Origin of the sequence: Spongiibacter pelagi (assembly GCF_014705705.1) — a bacterium.
Classification (GTDB): Bacteria; Pseudomonadota; Gammaproteobacteria; order Pseudomonadales; family Spongiibacteraceae; genus Spongiibacter; species Spongiibacter pelagi.
Genome location: NZ_JACXLD010000001.1, coordinates 289,940 through 310,745, shown reverse-complemented (window position 1 = coordinate 310,745; position 20,806 = coordinate 289,940). Strand labels below are relative to the sequence as shown.

Annotated in this window: 21 protein-coding genes; 8 read left to right on the top strand and 13 right to left on the bottom strand. The window is 51.7% G+C overall.

Annotated features, from left to right (window positions below; all coding sequences use genetic code 11):
• Positions 1 to 10: 10 nt before the first annotated feature.
• Positions 11 to 421 (bottom strand): VOC family protein, encoded by a 411-nt coding sequence (locus tag IB286_RS01470; protein WP_190761883.1) that lies wholly within the window; start codon positions 419 to 421, stop codon positions 11 to 13.
• A 124-nt stretch (positions 422 to 545) separates the two neighbouring features.
• On the opposite strand from IB286_RS01470, the gene IB286_RS01465 reads away from it, so the two are divergent.
• Positions 546 to 2,282 carry a flagellinolysin gene (locus tag IB286_RS01465; RefSeq protein ID WP_190761882.1) on the top strand — a complete coding sequence of 579 codons (1,737 nt, stop codon included), beginning with the start codon at positions 546 to 548 and terminating at the stop codon, positions 2,280 to 2,282.
• Positions 2,283 to 2,286: 4 nt separating this feature from the next.
• On the opposite strand, the gene IB286_RS01460 is transcribed toward IB286_RS01465, so the two are convergent.
• From IB286_RS01460 to IB286_RS01445, 4 genes are all read right to left on the bottom strand, one after another.
• The gene (locus IB286_RS01460; protein ID WP_190761881.1) at positions 2,287 to 2,562 is read right to left on the bottom strand and encodes a hypothetical protein; all 276 of its coding nucleotides are present in this window, start codon (positions 2,560 to 2,562) and stop codon (positions 2,287 to 2,289) included.
• Positions 2,559 to 3,407, bottom strand: a complete 849-nt coding sequence (locus IB286_RS01455; RefSeq protein ID WP_190761880.1) for an SIS domain-containing protein — start codon at positions 3,405 to 3,407, stop codon at positions 2,559 to 2,561. The genes IB286_RS01460 and IB286_RS01455 overlap by 4 nt, the downstream gene beginning before the upstream one ends.
• A gap of 105 nt (positions 3,408 to 3,512) precedes the next feature.
• The gene (locus IB286_RS01450; RefSeq protein ID WP_190761879.1) at positions 3,513 to 4,406 is read right to left on the bottom strand and encodes a TIGR03915 family putative DNA repair protein; all 894 of its coding nucleotides are present in this window, start codon (positions 4,404 to 4,406) and stop codon (positions 3,513 to 3,515) included.
• Positions 4,406 to 5,698, bottom strand: a complete 1,293-nt coding sequence (locus IB286_RS01445) for a putative DNA modification/repair radical SAM protein (protein ID WP_190761878.1) — start codon at positions 5,696 to 5,698, stop codon at positions 4,406 to 4,408. Before IB286_RS01445 ends, IB286_RS01450 begins: the two co-directional genes overlap by 1 nt.
• Before the next feature lie 155 nt (positions 5,699 to 5,853).
• Between IB286_RS01445 and IB286_RS01440 the strand changes: the two genes are divergently transcribed.
• From IB286_RS01440 to IB286_RS01430, 3 genes are all read left to right on the top strand, one after another.
• Positions 5,854 to 6,777 (top strand): glutathione S-transferase family protein, encoded by a 924-nt coding sequence (locus IB286_RS01440; RefSeq protein WP_190761877.1) that lies wholly within the window; start codon positions 5,854 to 5,856, stop codon positions 6,775 to 6,777.
• A 102-nt stretch (positions 6,778 to 6,879) separates the two neighbouring features.
• Positions 6,880 to 9,057 (top strand): DNA helicase II, encoded by a 2,178-nt coding sequence (gene uvrD / locus IB286_RS01435; protein ID WP_190761876.1) that lies wholly within the window; start codon positions 6,880 to 6,882, stop codon positions 9,055 to 9,057.
• 29 nt (positions 9,058 to 9,086) lie between these two features.
• Positions 9,087 to 10,235, top strand: coding sequence for a TRAP transporter substrate-binding protein (locus IB286_RS01430; RefSeq protein ID WP_190761875.1), 1,149 nt, complete (start codon positions 9,087 to 9,089; stop codon positions 10,233 to 10,235).
• Between the two features lie 39 nt (positions 10,236 to 10,274).
• On the opposite strand, the gene IB286_RS01425 is transcribed toward IB286_RS01430, so the two are convergent.
• The 5 genes from IB286_RS01425 to IB286_RS01405 all read right to left on the bottom strand — a co-directional run bounded on the left by IB286_RS01425 (position 10,275) and on the right by IB286_RS01405 (position 13,375).
• Complete coding sequence (locus tag IB286_RS01425; protein WP_190761874.1) at positions 10,275 to 10,553, bottom strand: addiction module antidote protein; 279 nt, start codon at positions 10,551 to 10,553, stop codon at positions 10,275 to 10,277.
• Positions 10,540 to 10,854 (bottom strand): type II toxin-antitoxin system RelE/ParE family toxin, encoded by a 315-nt coding sequence (locus IB286_RS01420; protein ID WP_190761873.1) that lies wholly within the window; start codon positions 10,852 to 10,854, stop codon positions 10,540 to 10,542. Before IB286_RS01420 ends, IB286_RS01425 begins: the two co-directional genes overlap by 14 nt.
• Before the next feature lie 128 nt (positions 10,855 to 10,982).
• Positions 10,983 to 11,372: an acyl-CoA thioesterase gene (locus IB286_RS01415; protein ID WP_190761872.1), complete on the bottom strand. Its 390-nt coding sequence runs from the start codon at positions 11,370 to 11,372 to the stop codon at positions 10,983 to 10,985.
• 99 nt (positions 11,373 to 11,471) lie between these two features.
• Positions 11,472 to 12,818, bottom strand: a complete 1,347-nt coding sequence (locus IB286_RS01410; protein WP_223826040.1) for a TRAP transporter large permease — start codon at positions 12,816 to 12,818, stop codon at positions 11,472 to 11,474.
• Positions 12,819 to 12,838: 20 nt separating this feature from the next.
• On the bottom strand, positions 12,839 to 13,375 hold the full coding sequence (locus tag IB286_RS01405) for a TRAP transporter small permease subunit (protein ID WP_317889676.1): 537 nt from the start codon (positions 13,373 to 13,375) through the stop codon (positions 12,839 to 12,841).
• A 168-nt stretch (positions 13,376 to 13,543) separates the two neighbouring features.
• Here IB286_RS01405 and IB286_RS01400 point away from each other — a divergent pair, with 168 nt between their 5' ends.
• Together IB286_RS01400 and yaaA are read left to right on the top strand one after the other, a co-directional pair.
• The gene (locus tag IB286_RS01400; protein WP_190761870.1) at positions 13,544 to 14,050 is read left to right on the top strand and encodes a DUF4265 domain-containing protein; all 507 of its coding nucleotides are present in this window, start codon (positions 13,544 to 13,546) and stop codon (positions 14,048 to 14,050) included.
• A gap of 37 nt (positions 14,051 to 14,087) precedes the next feature.
• Complete coding sequence (gene yaaA / locus IB286_RS01395) at positions 14,088 to 14,864, top strand: peroxide stress protein YaaA (RefSeq protein WP_190761869.1); 777 nt, start codon at positions 14,088 to 14,090, stop codon at positions 14,862 to 14,864.
• A gap of 490 nt (positions 14,865 to 15,354) precedes the next feature.
• On the opposite strand, the gene IB286_RS01390 is transcribed toward yaaA, so the two are convergent.
• Positions 15,355 to 15,813: an EVE domain-containing protein gene (locus IB286_RS01390; RefSeq protein WP_190761868.1), complete on the bottom strand. Its 459-nt coding sequence runs from the start codon at positions 15,811 to 15,813 to the stop codon at positions 15,355 to 15,357.
• 90 nt (positions 15,814 to 15,903) lie between these two features.
• Here IB286_RS01390 and IB286_RS01385 point away from each other — a divergent pair, with 90 nt between their 5' ends.
• A complete protein-coding gene (locus IB286_RS01385) occupies positions 15,904 to 16,515 on the top strand; it encodes a DUF938 domain-containing protein (protein WP_190761867.1) in 612 nt (203 codons plus the stop codon).
• A 27-nt stretch (positions 16,516 to 16,542) separates the two neighbouring features.
• Here the strand turns inward: IB286_RS01385 and IB286_RS15360 are convergent, their stop codons facing one another.
• Complete coding sequence (locus IB286_RS15360; protein ID WP_223826039.1) at positions 16,543 to 18,087, bottom strand: OmpA family protein; 1,545 nt, start codon at positions 18,085 to 18,087, stop codon at positions 16,543 to 16,545.
• Between the two features lie 218 nt (positions 18,088 to 18,305).
• Here IB286_RS15360 and trhP point away from each other — a divergent pair, with 218 nt between their 5' ends.
• Entirely contained in the window at positions 18,306 to 19,628 is a 1,323-nt protein-coding gene (trhP, locus tag IB286_RS01375; protein WP_223826096.1) for a prephenate-dependent tRNA uridine(34) hydroxylase TrhP, read from the top strand.
• On the opposite strand, the gene IB286_RS01370 is transcribed toward trhP, so the two are convergent.
• Positions 19,625 to 20,800 carry a GNAT family N-acetyltransferase gene (locus tag IB286_RS01370; RefSeq protein WP_190761866.1) on the bottom strand — a complete coding sequence of 392 codons (1,176 nt, stop codon included), beginning with the start codon at positions 20,798 to 20,800 and terminating at the stop codon, positions 19,625 to 19,627. The two genes, trhP and IB286_RS01370, sit on opposite strands and share 4 nt — an antisense overlap.
• Positions 20,801 to 20,806 lie beyond the last annotated feature (6 nt).

Below are 20,806 nucleotides of genomic sequence, written 5' to 3'. Positions count from 1 at the left end.
CGTCTGATTTTTATTCCTTATCGACAGGGCCAACCCACATCATCGGGTTGTAGGCGATCTCCCATAGATGCCCTTCCGGGTCTTTAAAATAACCGCTGTAACCACCCCAAAAGACTTTTTGTGGCGCCTTGGTTTGTTCGGCACCGGCAGCAATCGCTTCGGCCATAAGCGCATCGACCTCTGCCTCAGAGGCCAAGTTATGGGCTAGCGCCACACCACGAAACCCATCGCCGCGCGGGTCTACTTGCGCGTCTTCCGCCAACTCATCCCAGCCAAATAACCCCAACCACGTGCCATTCAAATCAAAGAACGCCACACTCGGTGGCGACTCTAAACGCGTCCAACCCAGTGCTTCATAGAAGGCAATCGCCCGAGGTAAATCTCTCACTCCTAGGGTAATCATGCTGATGCGTGGTTTCATTTTTGGCTCCTCGTAGTTTACGTGGGAATACCTATTATGGGCCGTAGTTGCCGCAGATAACTCAAGTTTTTTTCAGCCTATCCGATATTTTCCGGTAGAGATAAACCGGAACTGCCCGAGTATTATGAGCCTGTCAATTAACACTAATATCGCTGCAATGAACAGCGCGCGCAATCTGACGAAGTCATCGTCGGATTTGTCTCGCGCCTATCAGCGATTATCCTCAGGCTTGCGTATTAACAGTGCCAAAGATGATGCCGCTGGCATGGCAATTTCGCAGCGCTTTACTACCCAGATACGCGGCTTGAATCAGGCGGTACGCAACGCCAATGACGGCATTTCTATGTTGCAGGTCGCCGATGGCGCACTGGGATCAATGACCGACTCGCTGCAACGAATTCGTGAGCTGGCGGTGCAAGCCAGCAATTCTACAAATAGCGAAGCTGACCGTCAGGCCCTGCAGCTGGAAGTAGAGCAGTTACGCAGCGAAGTGGATCGCGTTGGCCGGCAAACCCAATTCAATGGCGAAAAAATATTTGGCTCAGCAAGCAGCAGCGTATTGGGTGACTCCAATCAATTAGCGGTGATGGATGGCCTGAAAAGCGGCTGGCTGTCTCGCGCTGAAAGTTTAATTAAAGATATGTATGGCCTGCAGGCAGATGGGGCCGGCATAAGCATTGAACTCACCAGTTTCACCGACGGTGTCGGCGGCACCGCCGCCCGCGTTGCTGGCGGCATCCCGCTCAGTTATGACGGCAAGGCCAGCAATGTCACGCTGCAAATTGATATGGCCGATTTTAATCCGCCCAACTTGCCCGATGGCGGCACCGGCCCCTTCTTTAATGACCGTATTATTGCTCATGAAATGGTACACGCGGTGATGTACCGCAGTACCAATATCGGCATGATGGCCGATCCATCGGTAGATCAAACCTGGTTTTTAGAGGGTGCTGCTGAATTTATTCACGGTGCCGATGAACGACTATCGTCCGCTATAAATAGTATTGGTGCCGCCGGTTTGGCCACCATTGCGGCGGAATTTGGTAATGGCGCCGGAAGCTGGGGCGGCGAATCCGACGATTACTCCGCTGCTTATACAGCCGTGCGTTTCCTGCACGATGAAATCAAGGCCCAAGGCGGCACGGGCATTAAAGATGTAATGACCTATCTCACCAATCATCAAGACGAGGGCTTGGATCAAGCCATTAATGCCGCCACCAAAGGGACTTACGCCACCGCAGATGCCTTCACCACCGCCTTTGCCGCCGGTGCAGAAAACTACATCAATACCATGGTCAGCACTGGCGCATTGAGTGATGCCGATACCGGTGCCATTGGCGGGGCCAATGCCGATGGCGGACCTGTGAAAACCGCGACCAGTATCATTGACAATATTGCGACGCGCAGCGGCGAGGATCAGCTAGCCGGATTTACTGAAACTTGGGAAGAAATTGTCGCGACGCCCGGCGAAGAAAATCGCAAGCAGTTCCAGCTTGGCGCCAATGTCGGTGAAACCGTGTCTATCAATATTGGCTCGATTAATGCCGCCGCGCTCGATATGGAAAGCCTGGATGTGGTGGAAAACGCCAATCAGGTTATTTTTAAAATGGATCGAGCGCTGGAATATCTCTCTTCACAGCGGGCCACATTGGGTGCCCAACTTAATCGTATGGAATCCACAATTCAGAACTTACAAACCGGTGCCGAATCGCTAACCGCCAGTCGCGGACGAATTCTCGACGCCGATTTTGCCGCTGAATCCGCCAATTTAGTCAAAGCACAGATTCTGCAACAAGCCGCCGTTGCAGTAACCTCCCAAGCCAATAGCAGCTCAAGCGCGATATTGGCGCTGCTGCAGTAAAGCCTTAATTTGCCGTACGGCAACCGCGCTCTTTAAAGCAGAAATACAGCGTCGACATTGGGTCGTATTCCAACTCAAAATCCACCGTCATATCCCGCGCTAAATCGTAAACCCGGTTTTCCGTTCCCAATTCCCCGTTAATAAAAATCTGGTTATTGGCGTCGATAAACACGCGGTAATGCAGCTTATTGGGTGAGGAATCCAAGAACAGCGCCGCCGCAAAAACCAAGGCGAATAAACACAAGGCGGCCAGAATTAAAGCAATGAGAAAACGCTTCATTTTTCGGTGCGCAGAGCTTGTAAGCCCTGCTCAATGGTATCGAGATGGGCGCGCAAATCGGCCTTGCGCGAAGCAATACCAATGGCCAGCACATCGAGTACCGTCATATGCGCTAAGCGTGACGGCAGCGGAGTGTACTCACCCTCATCCAGCTCCACATCAATATGGATGGGCACCTCGGCCAAATCTGCTACCGGGCTGCCCAAGGGCGCCAGAGCGATCACTGGCGCACCGCTGTTTTTAACCAGCTTGATGGCATCGATCAGGGCACGGGTGCGACCCGATTGCGAGATCGCCACCACCACGTCATCGGCATGTAAGGACATGGCCGACATCGCCTGCATATGCGGGTCGGAATACACATTCGCACTAATTTGTAGGCGGAAGAAATTATGCTGGGCATCGGTTGCTGCAGCTGCGGAAGCGCCAAAACCATAAAACTCGACGCGCCGGGCATTGCTGAGTAATTCCACCGCACGCTCAACAGCGCTGACTTCAATACTGTCGCGCACTCGCTTCAAGGTTTCCATGGTGGAATCAAACACCTTGTAAGTGTACTGGCGGGCGGAGTCCTGGTCTGAAAAACTGAAGGTATCGTAAGCCGGGTTATGGGCAATATCCTGAGCCAGTGCAACCTTGAAACTTTGAAAACCATCGCAGCCAATGGCGCGACAAAAACGAATCACGGTTGGCTCGCTAACATGGGCTTCCTGCGCTAAATCGACAATGCGCATATGAATCACATCTTTGGGCTGGGCCAGAATATAGTCCGCCACCAAGCGCTCACTGCGGCGCAGGCTCTCTCGTGTGCTTTCGATAATCCGAATAATATTGCGTGACCGCATTGGCCATTCCCTTATTTTGCGACGGGGATATGGAGCGATTGTAGCGCAGCCTTAGGATTTATGTACCAAGCTATATAGCAAGCAAGGCGCTGATTAACTTAAGGCTCAACTATTGCCCTTGCTGTCGAGCCACTGTTGGCGATCGAAACGCGCCGAGGCCGGAAGATTGCCGGTTTCGTGCTGAGGTGCGGCCAACATTGCCTCACTGCGACGGGCAGCGGAGCGAATCAGCGGCGCAATCAAATTGGCCTCGGGCAAATTGTGCCAGTATTTTTTCGGCATCTCCGATTGCATCGCTTTCACTTTTAATCTGGCCGGATTGAAAATACTGGCGTAATACAGCCGCCAGGCATCTTCCATATCATCTTGTTGTGGCGCATCCGCGCGCACTCCGCCGCGACCAAAACTCAGTTCTCGACCCAGCCAGTGCATGCTCTGGTAGGGGGTAATAATTGACCAATCCATATTGGCAAAGCGATGGCAAAAAAAGCGCGAAGCCAAGCGCAGGGTGTAATGCTCGGGCTCAAACCAAGCGATATATCGTGGTGTTAAATCCTCGCCGGACTCCACATCCTTGAGCTGCAATTTTCGAAAGCGCACAAAGGCCGTCATTTTGTGGCGCTCCCGGCCCACCTGCTTAGCCAATTGATTGGCCCGACTAACCATTAGGTCACGGGCATCGCCCATTAACCCTCGCTCGCCATGGGTCAAACGCCACAGCAAGCGATACAGCAAATCAAAGCGCTGGGGATCATTGTGGCTAGCGGCATAACGCGCGGTTTGCATAAACGCCCGGCTAACCTTGGGCGCGCCGGCACTTAGCGCGGGCTCATTTTCAAGTGTAAAAACGGCAGCGGGCTCTGCCTGTGAAAACAAGCCACCCACATCCTGCTCCAGCCAGTGAATGTGGTCAGGTTCGATATTGGCACGCAGATACTGACGGGCCAGAGGCTGCCAGTCTTCAAAATCGGCGTGGGCTTCAAGCTCAGCAAAAACCATTAAAACAACGCCATTTGATTGCCCGCTCCCGCCTCAGAAAAGCGCGCGTACAGTTGCTTTGAAGTGAGTGCGTCGTGGGCGGGAATGTAGTCCGCCGCCACAATAAAAGGTTTGAGTTTTTCCATGGGTAAACGCATTTGCTGCAGATCGCTAAAGCGTAAGCGACGGTGACGGCGGGTAGAAAGAATTCGCTGCACATTACGGGTACCCAAGCCCGGCACACGCAACAACTGGCTTTTGCTGGCGCGATTAATATCCAGCGGAAAATATTCCCTGTGCCTCAAAGCCCAAGCCATTTTCGGATCTACGTTTAAATCCAACATGCCATCTTGGCTTACATCGAGCAGCTCAGACACGTCGAATTGATAAAAACGAAGCAACCAGTCCGCCTGATACAGCCGGTGTTCGCGTACCAATGGCGGCGATTGCAGGGGCAGAAAACTGCTGGCATCGGGAATCGGTGAGAACGCCGAGTAATACACCCGCCGCATCCCCAAACCGCGATAGAGCTGATCGGTATTTTGTAAAATCGTTAAATCACTGGCATCGTCCGCGCCAATAATCATTTGTGTGCTTTGTCCCGCCGGTGCGTAAGGCCGAAGCCGCCCCTGCCGCCGCTGACTGATGGCCGGGCTGCGCTTGGCAGAGTTGCCCAATTGCAAAACCTGCTTGCGATTCTCCTTACCTTCATCAATATGATTTTTCAGCACCGACATCGACTGATGTATGGCTTGCCGATTTTTTTCCGGCGCCAGCCGCGCCAAGCCCTCGCCGGTTGGCAGCTCAATATTGATACTGAGCCGGTCGGCATACAGGCCCGCCTGTGCCAGCAAGCGCTCATCGGCATCCGGAATCGTTTTGAGATGGATATAGCCTTTAAACTGATGCTCCTGTCGCAAGGTTCGCGCAACAGCCACCATCTGCTCCATGGTGTAATCGGGGTTGCGGATAATGCCGGAGCTGAGGAACAGGCCTTCGATATAATTTCGTTTATAAAACTCCAGAGTTAGCTCGACCAACTCGGCCACCGTGAAGCGCGCTCGCGGCACATTGCTGGAGTGACGGTTGACGCAATACAGGCAATCGTAAATGCACATATTGGTCATTAGAATTTTTAACAGGGATACGCAGCGGCCATCTGGGGTATAGCTATGACAAATCCCCATGCCTTCCGAGGTAGAGCCCACACCCTTACTATTGCGTGAGTCTTTTTTCACCGAACCGCTTGATGCACAAGAGGCATCGTATTTAGCGGCATCAGCCAGAATCGCGACCTTTTCTAGAAGCTCCACAAGTAAACCCAATGCAAACAAAATACTGGCTATTTATACAGTAATAATTTTTGTGCGTAAACTCTCTCACCCGGAGCCTATTTTTATTTTTTAGCCGTGATCTAATATGCTTTTTCTTGCGTAAAGTTCAGTTAATTCTTTTTTGGCGATTCCCTATGAGCTCACCTTCTTTGATTTTGCATCACTATCCCATGTCGCCCTATGCGGAAAAAATTCGCACAATGCTTGGCTATGCGAATGTGCCTTGGCAGTCAGTGGTTTGTAAGGAAGCGCCACCGCGCCCCCACTTAGAAGCCCTTGCCGGGGGTTACCGCCGGATTCCAGTTGCGCAAATTGGCGCTGATGTTTTTTGTGACTCCCACGCCATTAGCGATGAAATTGTGCGCATTTCCCAATGCGAATCGCTAACAGATGAGGCCTTAAGCGATGCCGACAAAGCGCTGATTGCCTCAGCCGAGGGGCAATTATTTTTCGCCGCCATTCGCAGTTGCACCAGCTTGGCGCTCGCCCTGAAGATGATTTATTTATTTTCTTTCAAGGGTTTTTTGGCGTTTATGAAAGACCGCCAATCCCTCACCCAAGGCAGCAGCATTCGCATTCCCGGTGTTAAAGAATCTAAACAACTTATTGACGCTCACCTGGCCGAACTTGAGAAAATGGTTGGCGATGAATTTCTGACCGGCACGGCTCCCACGCAAGTGGACTTTGCTGCCTATCACAGCCTGTGGCTAATGCAGTCGATGGGAAATAAAAAGGCGTGGAAAAAGGCGCCAAAGACACTGAGCTGGCTAAAGCGCATGGAACAACTCAGCCGCCCGCCAAGTCATGAATTAGCGCCCGAAGAAGCGCTGGCCATTGCCAAAGCGGCAAGCCCTAGAGCCATTGATCCCAGCGACACCCAGCACGAAGCTATCGGCAAAGCGGTAAGCATTGTACCCAGCGATTATGGCCGCATTGCCTCTGCCGGCACGTTGGTGGCCAGCACCGCCAAGACTTGGGTTATCGCCCGCGAGCATGAAGATACCGGTTTAGTACATGTGCATTTTCCAAAACAGGGTTTTGAGCTGATCCCCGCTTAATTCGCCCAAAGCCGGGGAAAGCTAAGGACTAAGCGACCCGGCATCAGCTTTTCCTCACCGAGGCAGACAACCCAAGGCAAAAACAAGCTAGAATGTCGCGCCATGGATGTCTCATATATTCTCAACGATCTTAACGATGCCCAGCGCGACGCGGTTACCGCTGACAGCCCGGGCACTCTCGTCTTAGCTGGTGCCGGTTCGGGTAAAACCCGTGTTCTGGTGCACCGCATTGCCTGGAAAATCAAAGTTGAAGGTCTGTCGCCTTACAGCATTATGGCGGTCACCTTTACCAATAAAGCCGCCCGCGAAATGCGCAGCCGGATCGAGGAATTACTCGGCGGCCAACTGAACGGCGGCATGTGGGTGGGCACCTTCCACGGCTTGGCTCATCGCCTGTTAAAAGCCCACGCCCAAGAAGCGCGCTTGCCGGAGAATTTTCAAATTCTCGACAGCGACGATCAACTACGCCTGCTTAAGCGCATTCACAAAGAATTAAATCTCGATGATTCTCGCTGGCCACCGCGCCAGTCCGCATCATTTATTAATGGCCACAAAGACGAAGGTCGGCGTTCGGCCCATATCGACGAATACCGTGGCGACCTCTATTTGCAAACCATGCTGCGGGTTTACCGCCGCTATGAAGAAGCCTGTCAGCAACAGGGCGTTATTGATTTCGCCGAGCTGCTACTGCGCGCCCTAGAGCTGTGGCGTGATAATCCCGCTGTACTCAGCCACTATCAACAGCGCTTTGCCCATGTACTGGTGGACGAGTTTCAAGACACCAACGCCGTGCAATACGCCTGGCTACGGATTCTTGCTGGCAATGGCATGTCGATTACCGCCGTGGGCGACGACGACCAGTCGATTTACGGCTGGCGCGGCGCACGCATTGAAAATATTCAGCAATTCTCCAAAGACTTTACCGATACCCGCATTATTCGCCTAGAACAAAACTACCGCTCCACCGCCACGATTTTGAAAGCTGCCAATGCGGTGATTGCCAATAATAGTCAGCGGCTTGGCAAAGAGTTGTGGACCAGCGGCGAAGACGGCGATCGCATCTCTTTATTCGCTGCTTTTAACGAGCAGGATGAGGCGCGCTTTATTACCGACCGCATGGAAGATCTATTGCGGCAAGACTATGCCCGCAGTGATATAGGCCTGCTGTACCGCAGCAATGCGCAATCGCGGATTTTGGAAGAAGCCTTGATTCGCGCCGGTATTCCCTACCGGATTTACGGTGGCCAGCGCTTTTATGACCGACTGGAGATTAAAAACGCACTCGCCTATTTGCGGCTAACTTCGCTGCGCGACGACGACACCGCGATTGAGCGGGTCATCAACACCCCAACCCGTGGCATTGGTAATCGCACCATTGAGATTTTGCGTGAGTTTGCTCGCGACCATCAGTTATCGCTTTGGAAGTCGGCGGTTACTGTTATCCAGCAGGGAATCTTACCCGCCCGCGCAGGCAATGCCCTGCGTGCTTTCCTCTCACTGATTGAAGACCTCGCCGAAAAAACCGCTGACAAACCCCTGGATGAACAGGTCGATATCGTTATTCAGGCCAGTGGCTTAATTGAATTTCACGGCAATGAAAAAGGCGAAAAAGGCCAAGCTCGGGTAGAAAACTTACAGGAATTAGTCAGTGCCGCTCGCGGCTTTGAATCCGATGATCCCGATGCCGACCTACTCCGTGAGTTTCTAGATCAAGCTGCCCTAGATGCTGGCGATCAACAAGCTGATGAACACGAAGACAGTGTGCAGTTAATGACCTTGCACTCGGCCAAAGGTTTGGAATTTCCGGTGGTATTTATCGCCGGCGTGGAAGAAAACCTCTTCCCCCACAAGATGTCGGTGGAAGATCCCGCGCGGCTAGAAGAAGAGCGCCGTCTAGCTTATGTTGGCATCACCCGTGCCGAACAAAAGCTCTACCTCAGCTATGCAGAATCCCGCCGTCTGCACGGGCAGGAAAACTTCAACAGCCTTTCGCGCTTTATTCGCGAGATTCCCAGCGAGCTGATCGATGAAGTGCGCATCAATAATACCGTGACTCGACCCAGCAGTTATAACCGTAATCTGGGTATGAGCAGTCGCGCCGAACAATCCGCCGCCGCCCACGGCATGATGCTTGGCCAACGGGTATTGCACAGTATTTTCGGTGCCGGAATCGTACTCGGCTTTGAGGGCCAAGGTGCCAGTGCCCGAGTACAAGTCAACTTTGAAGACGAAGGCAATAAGTGGCTGGTATTGCAGTACGCCAACCTGCAAGTTCTATAAGCCGCGAGCACTATAAAAAGAGGCCCCAAATGAAAAAGGCACAAGCTGGTCGCACCCTTTACCCGGCGTTTATCTTACTTTTGCTAGCGGCACTGGTAAGCATGTCTTGGCTGTATGTTGGCGAACGCAGTCGTAGCTATACCCCCAACAATAACGAAGCAACAAGTGCAAACAGCGATGGCCAAACCGTTTACCACTGGAAATTAGTCACTACCTGGCCAAAGAATTTTCCCGGCCTTGGCACCGCGCCCGAAAAATTCGCCGAGGTGGTTAACACCATGAGTCAGGGGCGGCTGCAAATAAAAGTTTACGGCGCCGGTGAACTGGTTCCGGCACTGGGCGTGTTTGATGCAGTCTCTGCCGGCAGCGCACAAATGGGCCACGGTGCGGCCTATTACTGGAAGGGCAAACTGCCTTCTTCTATTTTCTTTACCACCGTGCCATTCGGCATGACCGCTCAGGAAATGAATGGCTGGCTATATCACGGTGGCGGCATGGCGCTGTATCGCGAAGCCTATAAGCCGTTCAACTTAGTGCCGATGGCCGCCGGTAATACCGGGGTGCAAATGGCGGGCTGGTTTAACAAAGAAATTAACAGTATTGCGGATATCAAAGGCCTGAAAATGCGCCTGCCCGGCTCCGCCGGCGAAGTGTGGAATCGGCTTGGCGGCACCGCCGTCACCCTGCCCGGCGGCGAGCTATATACCTCACTGCAAACCGGCGTTATCGACGCCACCGAATGGGTTGCACCATATAACGACCTGTCTTTCGGGTTTTATGAAGTCGCCAAATACTATTACTACCCCGGCTGGCACGAACCCGGCTCTACCCTTGAGCTGGTTATTAATGGCGATGCCTGGGCCTCACTGCCTAAAGATTTGAAAACAATTGTGGAAGTCGCCGCCCGCTACGCCAACCAAGATATGTTAGACGAGTACACCGCGCGCAATAATAACGCCCTAAAAGAGCTTATTAATAAGCACCATGTGCAACTGAAAAAACTCCCGGATGATGTGATCCGCGCGCTGCACAAAACCTCAGACGCCTACCTTGAAGAACTCGCGCAAACCGATGAGCTCACCCAACGGGTGTATCAAAGCTGGAAGACGTTTATGGAAGGGGCAAAGGCCTATCATCATATTTCCGAACAGGCCTATATCAACGCGCGGGATTTATAAGTCCTTTTTATATTCTTGAATTAAAGACGAGCTGCTAAATCAAACCTGAACCGTCAGCTTTACACCCAGCCCGTTTAGGACTTTCACAATAGTCTCATAGCGCGGTTTGGCTCCGGGGCTAAGGGCTTTATACAAGCTTTCGCGACCTAGGCCGGTACTATTAGCTATAGCGGTCATGCCCCTTGCTTTTGCAACATCAGAGACCGCGGCAAGAAATACATCTGGATTTTCGTCCTCCAGCGCCGCAGAAAGATATTCCGCGATCATTTCTTCGCTATCTAAATAATCGGCGACATCAAATCGTTTAAGACCACTCATTTAGAATATCCTCGTACTTCTTCACTAAAGACTTTGCCCTTTCTATATCCTTTCGCTGGCTGCTCTTTGTTCCACCACACAAGACTAGAAGCAGAACGTTACCCTTTTGTTTGAGATAAACCCGATAACCGGGGCCGAAATGAATTCGGAGCTCGCTTAGGCCTTCACCAATTGGCGCTACATCACCAAGATTGCCCAATTCCGCCGAGCGAATTCGCGCAAGAATTTTGGCCTTCGCTCTTAAATCCTTGAGCTTAGAGAGCCAACGATCAAATTCATCAGTCCGTTGAATGTAATACATGCACAAATCGTATCCAAGTGGATACAAATTTACAAGTAAGGTATTTAGCGGATGAAAGAGATGGGATTGGATAAACGACCCACTCGAATAAGCGGGTCATTAGTATTTAAATAGAAGGGACTTATCTGTTAATCAACGGAGCGCGTGCGACCGTGATCATCAATAGCGACATAAACAAATTCGCCTTCGGTGACTTTGACTGGCTCGTCGTCTTCAAAATCCAGCGTCCACACTTCTACTGATATACGAATCGAGCTGCGACCCACTTCTTGGATATCGGTATAGAAGCTCACAACCGCCCCCACATTCACTGGGGTTAAAAACGCCATGCCTTGAACGGCAACGGTTGCCACGCGGCCGCCGGCGCGGCGAGTTGCGGTGGTGCTACCCGCCAGATCCATTTGCGACATCAGCCAGCCGCCGTAAATATCGCCATCGGCATTGGTGTCTGCCGGCATAGCCACCACTTGCATGGCCAGATTCCCGGAGGGCTGGGGAGTATCGTCGATGTCACGCATAATAAGTTCTCGCGGATATAGGGCTAAAATCGCCAGTTGGCACGATCTTCCCTATTCCTGTCTAGAATAGTCAATCTAATATTTATTGTAGTGCGACACTTACGGCTTCCGAATCATCTCGGGCAACCAAGTCGCTAGCGATGGCCACATGGCCAAGGCGATTAGCATCAATAACTGCAAACCAATAAACGGCACTACACCACGGTAAATATCCACAGTGCGGATCTGAGCCGGCGCCACACCGCGCAGATAAAATAGCGCAAAACCAAAGGGCGGCGTGAGGAACGAGGTCTGCAGATTGAGTGCAATCATAATGCCCAACCACACCGGATCAAAGCCCATTTTCAGCAAAATCGGCGCAATTATCGGCACAACCACGAAAGTTATCTCGATAAAATCGAGAATAAAGCCCAACAGAAAGATCACCACCATCACCAGCAACATCGCGGTAAAAGCGCCGCCGGGCATGATATTGAAAAAATGTTGAATCAGCTCGTCGCCACCAAAACCACGAAATACCAGCGAAAACACCGCCGCGCCAATCAAAATCATAAACACCATGCAGGTGACGAGCAGGGTTTCGCGGGCAACTTCCGCTAGGCGCGAAGCATTCAAGCGCCCCTTAACCGCCGCCAGTAAGGTCGCACCCAAAGCCCCAACACCGGCTGCCTCAGTCGGAGTCGCCGCCCCACTGAGAATCGAGCCCAATACGGCAACAATCAGTAAAATTGGCGGCAGCAAACCCTTAATCCACGCCCCGGGCTCCGGCGCAGTCAGCTCTTTTGCTGCAGGTGCCCGCTGGGGCTGAATCAGGGTAATGGTCAGCAGATAAATCAGGTACAGGCCAACCAGCAGCAGACCCGGCACCAAGGCGCCAATAAACAAGTCGCCGACCGAAACTGTTTTGGGACTAAACACCCCCATATCCAACTGCGCCTGTTGGTAAGCACTAGATAAGGTGTCACCAAGTAAAACCAAGGCGATAGATGGTGGAATAATTTGGCCGAGGGTGCCGGTGGCGCAGATTGTGCCGGTCGCCAGCTTGGGATCGTAGCCGCGCTGCAACATACTCGGCAGCGACAATAAACCCATCGTCACCACCGTGGCACCAACAATACCGGTACTGGCTGCCAGTAACATTCCCACCAGTACCACCGAGAAGCCCAAGCCCCCCGGACGCCTGCCAAACAGCGCCGCCATATTGCCGAGTAATTCTTCCGCGAGACGGCTGCGCTCAAGCATCACGCCCATAAATACGAACAGCGGCACGGCAATTAAGGTGGTGTTATTGATAGTGCCAAATAGGCGATTGGGTAAAGCGGCTAAAAATGAGGGATCAAAATGACCGAGGCTAATGCCCAGCCCGGCAAACAACATGGCGGTACCAGCCAAGCTGAACGCGACCGGATAGCCCAGCATCAAGACCAAGCAAATCACGGCGAACATTAACAATGGCATCCATTCGATCACAGACCACCCCCGTTGTGCTCATGGGTGACTGCTTCGCTATCTCCCATCAATACCTGCAGATTTCTCACTACTTCTGCCACCGCCTGCAAGGCGAGATTCACGGCCATTACCGGCACCAAGGTTTTAAGCAGAAATACCGCCGGAATTCCGCCGGGCTCCACTGAGCTTTCGCGAATGGCCCAAGCATTGAGCGTAAACTGCCAACTGCTTAGTAAAATCAAACCGCAAAGAGGCAGCAGAAAAACGATTGCGCCCACCGCATCAATCCATGCTTGCTTACGCGGGGAGAAATTCTGATAGAAAATATCCACCCGCACATGGCGATCGTGCTTCAGAGTAAATGCCGTGCCCAGCATAAATAACGTGGCATGCAGATAGGTGATGCTTTCCTGCAAGGCGGTAAAGCCCAGATCAAAGCCATAACGTAGCACCACCACCGAAGCGGTAATCAAAACCATGAGTGGAATTAACCACGCCAATACGCGGCCAAAGGCTTCGGTAAAGCGATCAATTGAATTGAGAACGGCGTTCACGCTCGAAGTCGTTTCCTGTTATTTTGATCCGGCATTATACCGGTCCATGCAGCGCGGATCATCACGCAGCGCCATTTGCCAATAGCTATCACCACGATAGCCAAGGCCTTATGCCAAGCCGGAACAAAACCGGTATCATGGCGTAACTATTTTCTGTAATGCATTGTTATGACTGAAGCACAAACCCTCGCCAACGAAACCCGACTCGAACTCTATGCCGGTATTCATCCCGCTAACGGGCAGCCTATTTTTGAGCAAGTGCTCGCAACGCCGCTAGCTGAGAAATCCGAACACCACTACAAGCTGCTTAAATCCCCGTTATTTATCAGCGGCGTGGCGGCGCTAGACAGTATTGTGCTGAACCCGGATGCCCGTGGTCGTTTTTCTCTAAACGAACACAGCGGCAATCTCGCTATTCGCGTTTTTATGCGCGAAGCCAATGAAGCACTGGTGCAATCACTGAACGCGGAAATGGAAAAGCTCGGCGGCAATCTCGATATCAATAGTGAACGCGCCTTGGTTTTTAGCATTCATTTCGGTGTCGGTTTTTCCGTGATTGAACAACTACTCGACAAACACAGTAAGAGTGGCGAAGCGCGCTGGACCTACGGCAATGTCTACGACCCCGAAACCGGCGAACCCCTAAACTGGTGGCAAGAACTGCTGGTTGTCTAACTCTCTTTATTAAAATTAAGACGTACAAAGAATCCCAATGCTGATTGTTATCTCCCCCGCAAAAACACTGGATTTCGACACCGCCGCCCATGTTTCAAGTCACAGCGATGCCGACTTTCTGGATCAATCTGCCCTGCTGATTGACGAGCTGCGCCAACTCGCGCCGCAAGATATTTCCTCACTGATGAAAATCTCTGACAAACTCGGCACACTGAATTACCAGCGCTTTGCCGACTGGTCAGCGCCCTTTTCAACAGATAATGCCAAGCAAGCCGTGCTGGCGTTTAAGGGCGACGTCTACACCGGACTCGACGCCGAAAGCCTCGACGAAAATGCACTCGCCTTTGCCCAGCAACACCTGCGGATTCTCTCCGGCCTTTACGGCCTGCTGCGCCCCCTCGACCTCATGCAAGCCTACCGGCTGGAAATGGGCACCAAGTTTGCCAACCAGCGCGGCAAAAACCTGTATGAATTCTGGGGCAAACAAATCACCGACGCCCTGAACATCCAGCTTGAACAAACCGGCCCAGTATTGGTGAACCTCGCCTCTAATGAATATTTTTCGGCGGTAAAACCCAAGCAAATCAACGGCACCGTGATTACCCCGATCTTCAAAGACCGCAAAGGGGATAACTACAAAATCATCAGCTTCTACGCCAAAAAAGCGCGCGGCCTGATGACCCGCTATGCGATTGATCATCGTGTTGAGGACGTTGAGCAACTCAAAGCGTTTGATAGCGAGGGGTATTATTTTTGTCCTGCGGAATCGACCGAGACAGAGTGGGTGTTTTTGCGGGAAACGCCAGTTTCTTAGTAAGGGTTTCGCCCTTATTGGGCGACTTACTTCTTTTTTCGTGAAAAAGAAGTAAGCAAGAAAACACGCCCCGCATTGCCGCCGATGGCAAACAGCGCCATCGGTACTCTGCGCGCTTTGAACCTGAAGGGGGTGTTCGGTGCCACCCCAAACCCCGTCCGAACTCGCCGAACATCGTAGAAATTCAATGAAAGGATTTCGCGAGGACTGTTTGAGACCGGAACGAAGTGAAGGTCGAGTTCCGCAGCGTTTCATTGAATTTTAAGAAGTGAGGGTAGCCGTAGGCCGAGTGAGCGGGGAAAGTTTCTTTTGCTTCGTTTTCTTTTAAAAGAAAATGAAGTCGCCCAAGAAGGGCGAGTCGCTTTTCAGACAGCGTCCCTTTGGGACGATAAAACCATTCTAAGATCGTCCCGCCAGGACAAAAACATTTATTGAATCGTCCCACCGGGACAAAAATCTTCCTAAGCTCGTCCGCTCAGGACACCCCCCCCTACTCCATTTCCAAAATGGCCTGCCATTCACTTTCACTCACCGGCATGATCGAAAGTCGACTGCCTTTTTTCACCAATATCATTTCGCTTAAGGCAGGATTTTCTTTGAGCTGTTTCAACGGAATCAAGCGCTTGAGTTTACGCTTGTATTTCACGTCCACCATAAACCAACGCGGGTTATCTACACTGGCCTTGGGGTCAAAGTATTTCGACTCTGGATCTTGCGCGGTATGGTCGGGATAGGATTCTTTAACAACGGTAGCAATACCTGCAATACCCGGCTCGGCGCAGGCGGAGTGGTAAAAAAATACTTGATCGCCCTTTTTCATTTGGTCGCGCATCATATTTCGCGCTTGGTAGTTACGAACGCCATCCCAGTGCTCTCGGCTGCCGGGGCGCGCTTTTAGGTCGTCGATGCTGAAGGTGTCGGGCTCAGATTTCATCAGCCAGTAAGCCATTTTCAGCTCCTTTGATTGATTCGCTGTATGGAATAGGTTTTGATGTCCCTACTTTAATACAAGCTCAAGTTTTATTGGAATTTGCTCGTCATGACGATGTTTGAAAAACCGTTTTCCCAAGCCTGTGAGAATAATAAGCAGCCGATACTGGATGTGATTCGGCCCTTATTTCAAGGCAGCAAAAGCATCTTGGAAATTGGCAGTGGCACCGGACAGCACGCGGTATTTTTTGCCGAGGCAATGCCGCATCTGCAGTGGCAGTGTGCAGACCAGGCTGAATATTTAGCGGGGATTCAGCAGTGGTTAGATGATGCATCTCTAGCCAATATCAGCGCACCGCAAACTTTTGAGGTGAACTCATCCGCTTGGCCTAGCGGAAATTTTGATGGCGTGTTTTCTGCCAACACCTTACATATTATGAGCTGGGCTTCGGTACAGGTTTTGTTTCAACGCTTGGGTGAAAATATGCCCGAGGATAGTTTGCTGGCGATTTACGGCCCGTTTAATTATCAGGGCAAATTCACTTCTGACAGCAACGCGCAATTTGATCAGTGGTTAAAATCCCGCGACCCACAAAGCGGGATTCGGGATTTCGAAGCCGTATGCGAGCAAGCCGAAACTGCCGGTTACTCTTTGCTGAACGACCACGCTATGCCTGCCAATAATCGCCTTTTGTGCTGGCATAAAAAAACCCGGCGCTAAGGCCGGGTTTTTCGTCAAAACGCTGACTTAGAAATCGTAGTCGATTTCATCAGAGCTTGAGTTGTAGTCGTAGTCATACTCTTCTTCTACTTCTTCAACCTCTTCTTCAGCCGCTTCCATTTCTTCTTCAGCTTCGTCCAAGTAAGAATCGTCAGCAGCAGGCGCCGTGATTTCAGCTTCATCCATCATCACGTCTTCAGCAGCTGCGTCTTCAACCATAGTCTCTTCAGCTGAATAGTCTTCAACCATCACTGGCTCTTCAGTCTGACCCAGAACTTTCAGCTCAACGCGGCGGTTCAATGCACGGCCTTCAGAAGAATCGTTGCTAGCAACAGGCTGTTCTTCACCGTAACCACGAGCAACCAGACGGTTACCTTCTACGCCTTGGCCAATCAGGTAGTTCTTAACAGAGTTAGCACGCTTTTTAGACAGGCTCATGTTGTAGCTGTCGTTGCCTACGCTGTCAGTGTGACCTTGCAGCTCAACATCAAAACCAGTGGACTCATTCAGAGTGCCGGCAACACCGTTGAGGATGCTTTCAGCATTGATAGTCAGTTTTGAACTATTGGTTTCGAAGTTCACACCACGCAGTACCACTGATTGATCAGCGCCACAGCCGTTTGACATGACTTCGGTGCCAGCAGGAGTATCTGGGCACATATCGTTGGCATCAACAACGCCATCGTTGTCGCTGTCTAGCTCACAACCTTGGTCGTCAACTTCGGCACCGGCAGGCGTGTTCAAACACTGGTCGAGGTAATCCGCAACGCCGTCTTTATCACCATCCAGCGGACAGCCAACAGCGTCAACTTGTACACCAGCTGGAGTACCTGGACACTGATCAGCGTCATCGGCAACACCGTCGCCATCTTCGTCTTGTACACCGTATTTGGCATCGAAGAAGTTGTAGCGCAGACCCAGACCCACATTGTGAGAGCTGTACTCAGTTTCAACTTCTACGCCGCCAACATTGTAAGTTGGGTTTTCCAGCGCTTCGGTGTAGCGGTAGCTGGCATCCAGTACCAGACGAGGGGTCAGGTGGAAGTATAGACCCGCACCCAGTTGTGCGCTCATCACGTCGTCATCGTAATCACCGACTTCGACATTGCTCATACCCAGACCACCACCGATGTAAGGACGCAGGCGCTCGGTCAGGCTGAAGTCGTACCACAGATTACCCAGAATGCTTTCAACATCTAGGTCAGTGTTAGTGTCTTCAATCGCGTTGGAATCCATACGGTATTCCAGTTCAGCGCGCAGTGGGCCAGAAAATTTGTAACCCAGAATGGCGCTGTAACCCCAGTCATCTTCAAAGCTTGCTTCGGTAGCAAAAGAAGTACCCGCCGTGGTGCCACCTGCAGCCAAAGCACCCAGACCCAGAGAGGTCAGCAGAGGGTCAAGCAGACCGCCAGAGCCTGCGGTGTTTGCAGTGCCCACAGATTTTTGATCGTCGATCATGGTGTAGTGGGCATTGCCACCAACATACAGTCCTTTTTCTTCTTCAGCTGCAAAGCTGGCCGCAGACGCAACTGCAACGCTGGCAGCCAACGCGGCATTTACTAGCTTGCTCATTCGCAATACTCCAATTATTGGTTGTTTGAGTTTGGAAGTCGTTTACCCATAGCCCGTTGATACTAACTGATAAATTAAAAAGGTTTTAGTACATAATTAGCTTAAACGTGCATTTTTTACCCTGAAACCCTCTAAATGAGCGGCTTTTCACGGACAGATACCCCCAGTTGTACCCAACAGGTACAATATGCCGATTGAATTTTGATCGCATAAAAGCCATGGCCATTTCCAAACCCGAACTCCTTTCCCCCGCCGGTAGTCTGCGCAATATGCGTTACGCCTTCGCCTATGGTGCCGATGCGGTCTACGCCGGCCAACCCCGCTACAGTCTGCGTGTTCGCAATAATGAATTTAAGGACTTGGAAACCCTCGCCACCGGCATTGAGGAAGCTCATGCCCAAGGCAAACAGTTTTACCTTGCTTCAAATATTCAGGCGCATAACGACAAAATTCGCAGTTATCTACGCGATCTTGAGCCGGTCATTGAGCTGGGCCCCGATGCCTTAATCATGTCTGATCCGGGCTTGATTATGTTGGTGCGCGAACGCTGGCCCGACCAAGCCATTCACTTATCGGTGCAGGCCAATGCGGTGAACTGGGCAGCGGTGAAATTCTGGCATCAAGCGGGTTTACAGCGAGTGATTTTGTCGCGCGAGCTGTCTATTGAAGAAATTGAAGAAATTCGCCAACAAGTTCCAGAAATGGAGCTAGAGGTGTTTGTTCACGGCGCGCTGTGTATCGCCTATTCCGGCCGCTGTTTGCTGTCTGGTTATATGAATCACCGGGATTCCAACCAAGGCGCCTGCACCAATGCCTGTCGCTGGGAATATCAGGCCCACGAAGCTAAAGAGGATGCCAGCGGCGATTTAATTCCCGTTCAAGAGTTTGTTCCCGAGCCGGCCAAAGCGCCACAGGCTGAACCCGTTTTGCTCCAACAGGCCCAACGGCCCGGCGAATATATGCCCGCTTATGAAGATGAGCACGGCACCTATATTATGAACTCCAAAGATTTGCGCGCGGTTCAGCATGTAGAGCGCCTAACCCAGATGGGGATTCACTCACTGAAAATTGAAGGGCGTACCAAATCCCACTACTACGTAGCCCGCACTGCGCAGGTCTACCGGCGCGCCATTGATGACGCGGTTGCAGGCCGCCCCTTTGATATGGGCTTGATGGACGAGCTGGAAACCTTGGCCAATCGCGGTTATACCGAAGGCTTCTACCGTCGCCATCCGCCCAAGGAATATCAGAATTACGAGCAGGGCTTAAACACCGCGCAACGGCAGCAATTTGTGGCCGAAGTGATTGATGCCAAACAAGATGAAATTACCGTAGAGGTAAAAAATCGCTTTGCGCTGGGTGACACCCTGCAACTGATGACCCCGCAGGGCAATCTCAGTTTTCCGGTGAGCGCCATGATGGATCGCAAGGGCAAACATGCCAATGAGGCACCCGGCTCAGGTCATCAGCGCCGCATCCCACTGCCTGAAAATATTGATGTTGATACTTTAAAATACGGCCTGCTGGTTAAAAACCTTTAATCGCTCTCTGCCTTAAAAGGCAAAAGCTGGGCCGCATCATTAAGATATTCCTTAATATGCGGCCACTCCTGAGCGAGAAAGCGCGCCACCGCATCACTAAACCCTTCATGGGCCAGCCAGTGATTTGAGTAGGTTAGAATCGGCTCAAACCCGCGCTGAATTTTGTGCTCGCCCTGAGCTCCCGGATCAAAGCGCTGCAAGCCTTGCTCAATGCAGTATTCAATGCCTTGGTAATAGCAGGCTTCAAAGTGCAGATATTCATATTCCCGCACGCAACCCCAGTAACGCCCGTATAAGGTTTTGCTGTCTTTTAAATTTAAAGCGGCGGCGACCGGCGTATCGCCGTGGAAACACAAGACTAGGAGTAAAGACTCCGGCATCGACTTGGCCAAGGCTTGAAAAAAAGCCTCATTGAGATAACCGCCGTGGCCGCTGCGTTTAGCATAGGTCATCTGATAGCAATGAAAGAAAAACTGCCACTGCTCTGGCGTCACCGCACCACCTTCAATGCGCTCAAGTCGCAAGCCTTGCTCGGCAACTCGCAGGCGCTCCTTGCGCAAATTCTTGCGCTTACGCGAACTAAAGCGCGCAAGAAAATCATCAAAGCTCTGATAATCCCGATTAAACCAATGGTATTGCGCCGCAATTCGCTGCAGGGTGCCCAACTCACGCCAGCGCTCTGAAACGTCTTTTTCAGGAAAAAGTAGATGTAGGGACGAAGCATTGAGCGCCGCACAACGCGCCCGTAATTGCTCGACCACCACCGCCTCAATCGCTGCTTTATTGGATGAATTGGCAAGCAATAGGCGCGGCCCGGTGGCTGGGGTAAACGGAATGGCAGCCAACAGCTTGGGATAATAATCCAGACCGTGACGCTGATAGGCATCGGCCCAAGCCCAGTCGAAAACATATTCGCCGTAGCTATGCGATTTTAAATACAGGGGCATCAACGCCACACACCTGCCAGTCTGACGCACTTCTAAATGATAGGGCTGCCAACCGGTTTGGGCACTCACCGCAGACGCACTTTCCAGCGCTGATAAAAAATCGTATTTCAGAAAGGGATAATCGGCGTGATCGCTCTCACTTAACAAGCCGTCCCAATCAGATCGCTCAATCTCACTGAGTGTCGAATGGAAATGCAGCTCCAGCGCATCATCTACCGCCGGCATTATTAA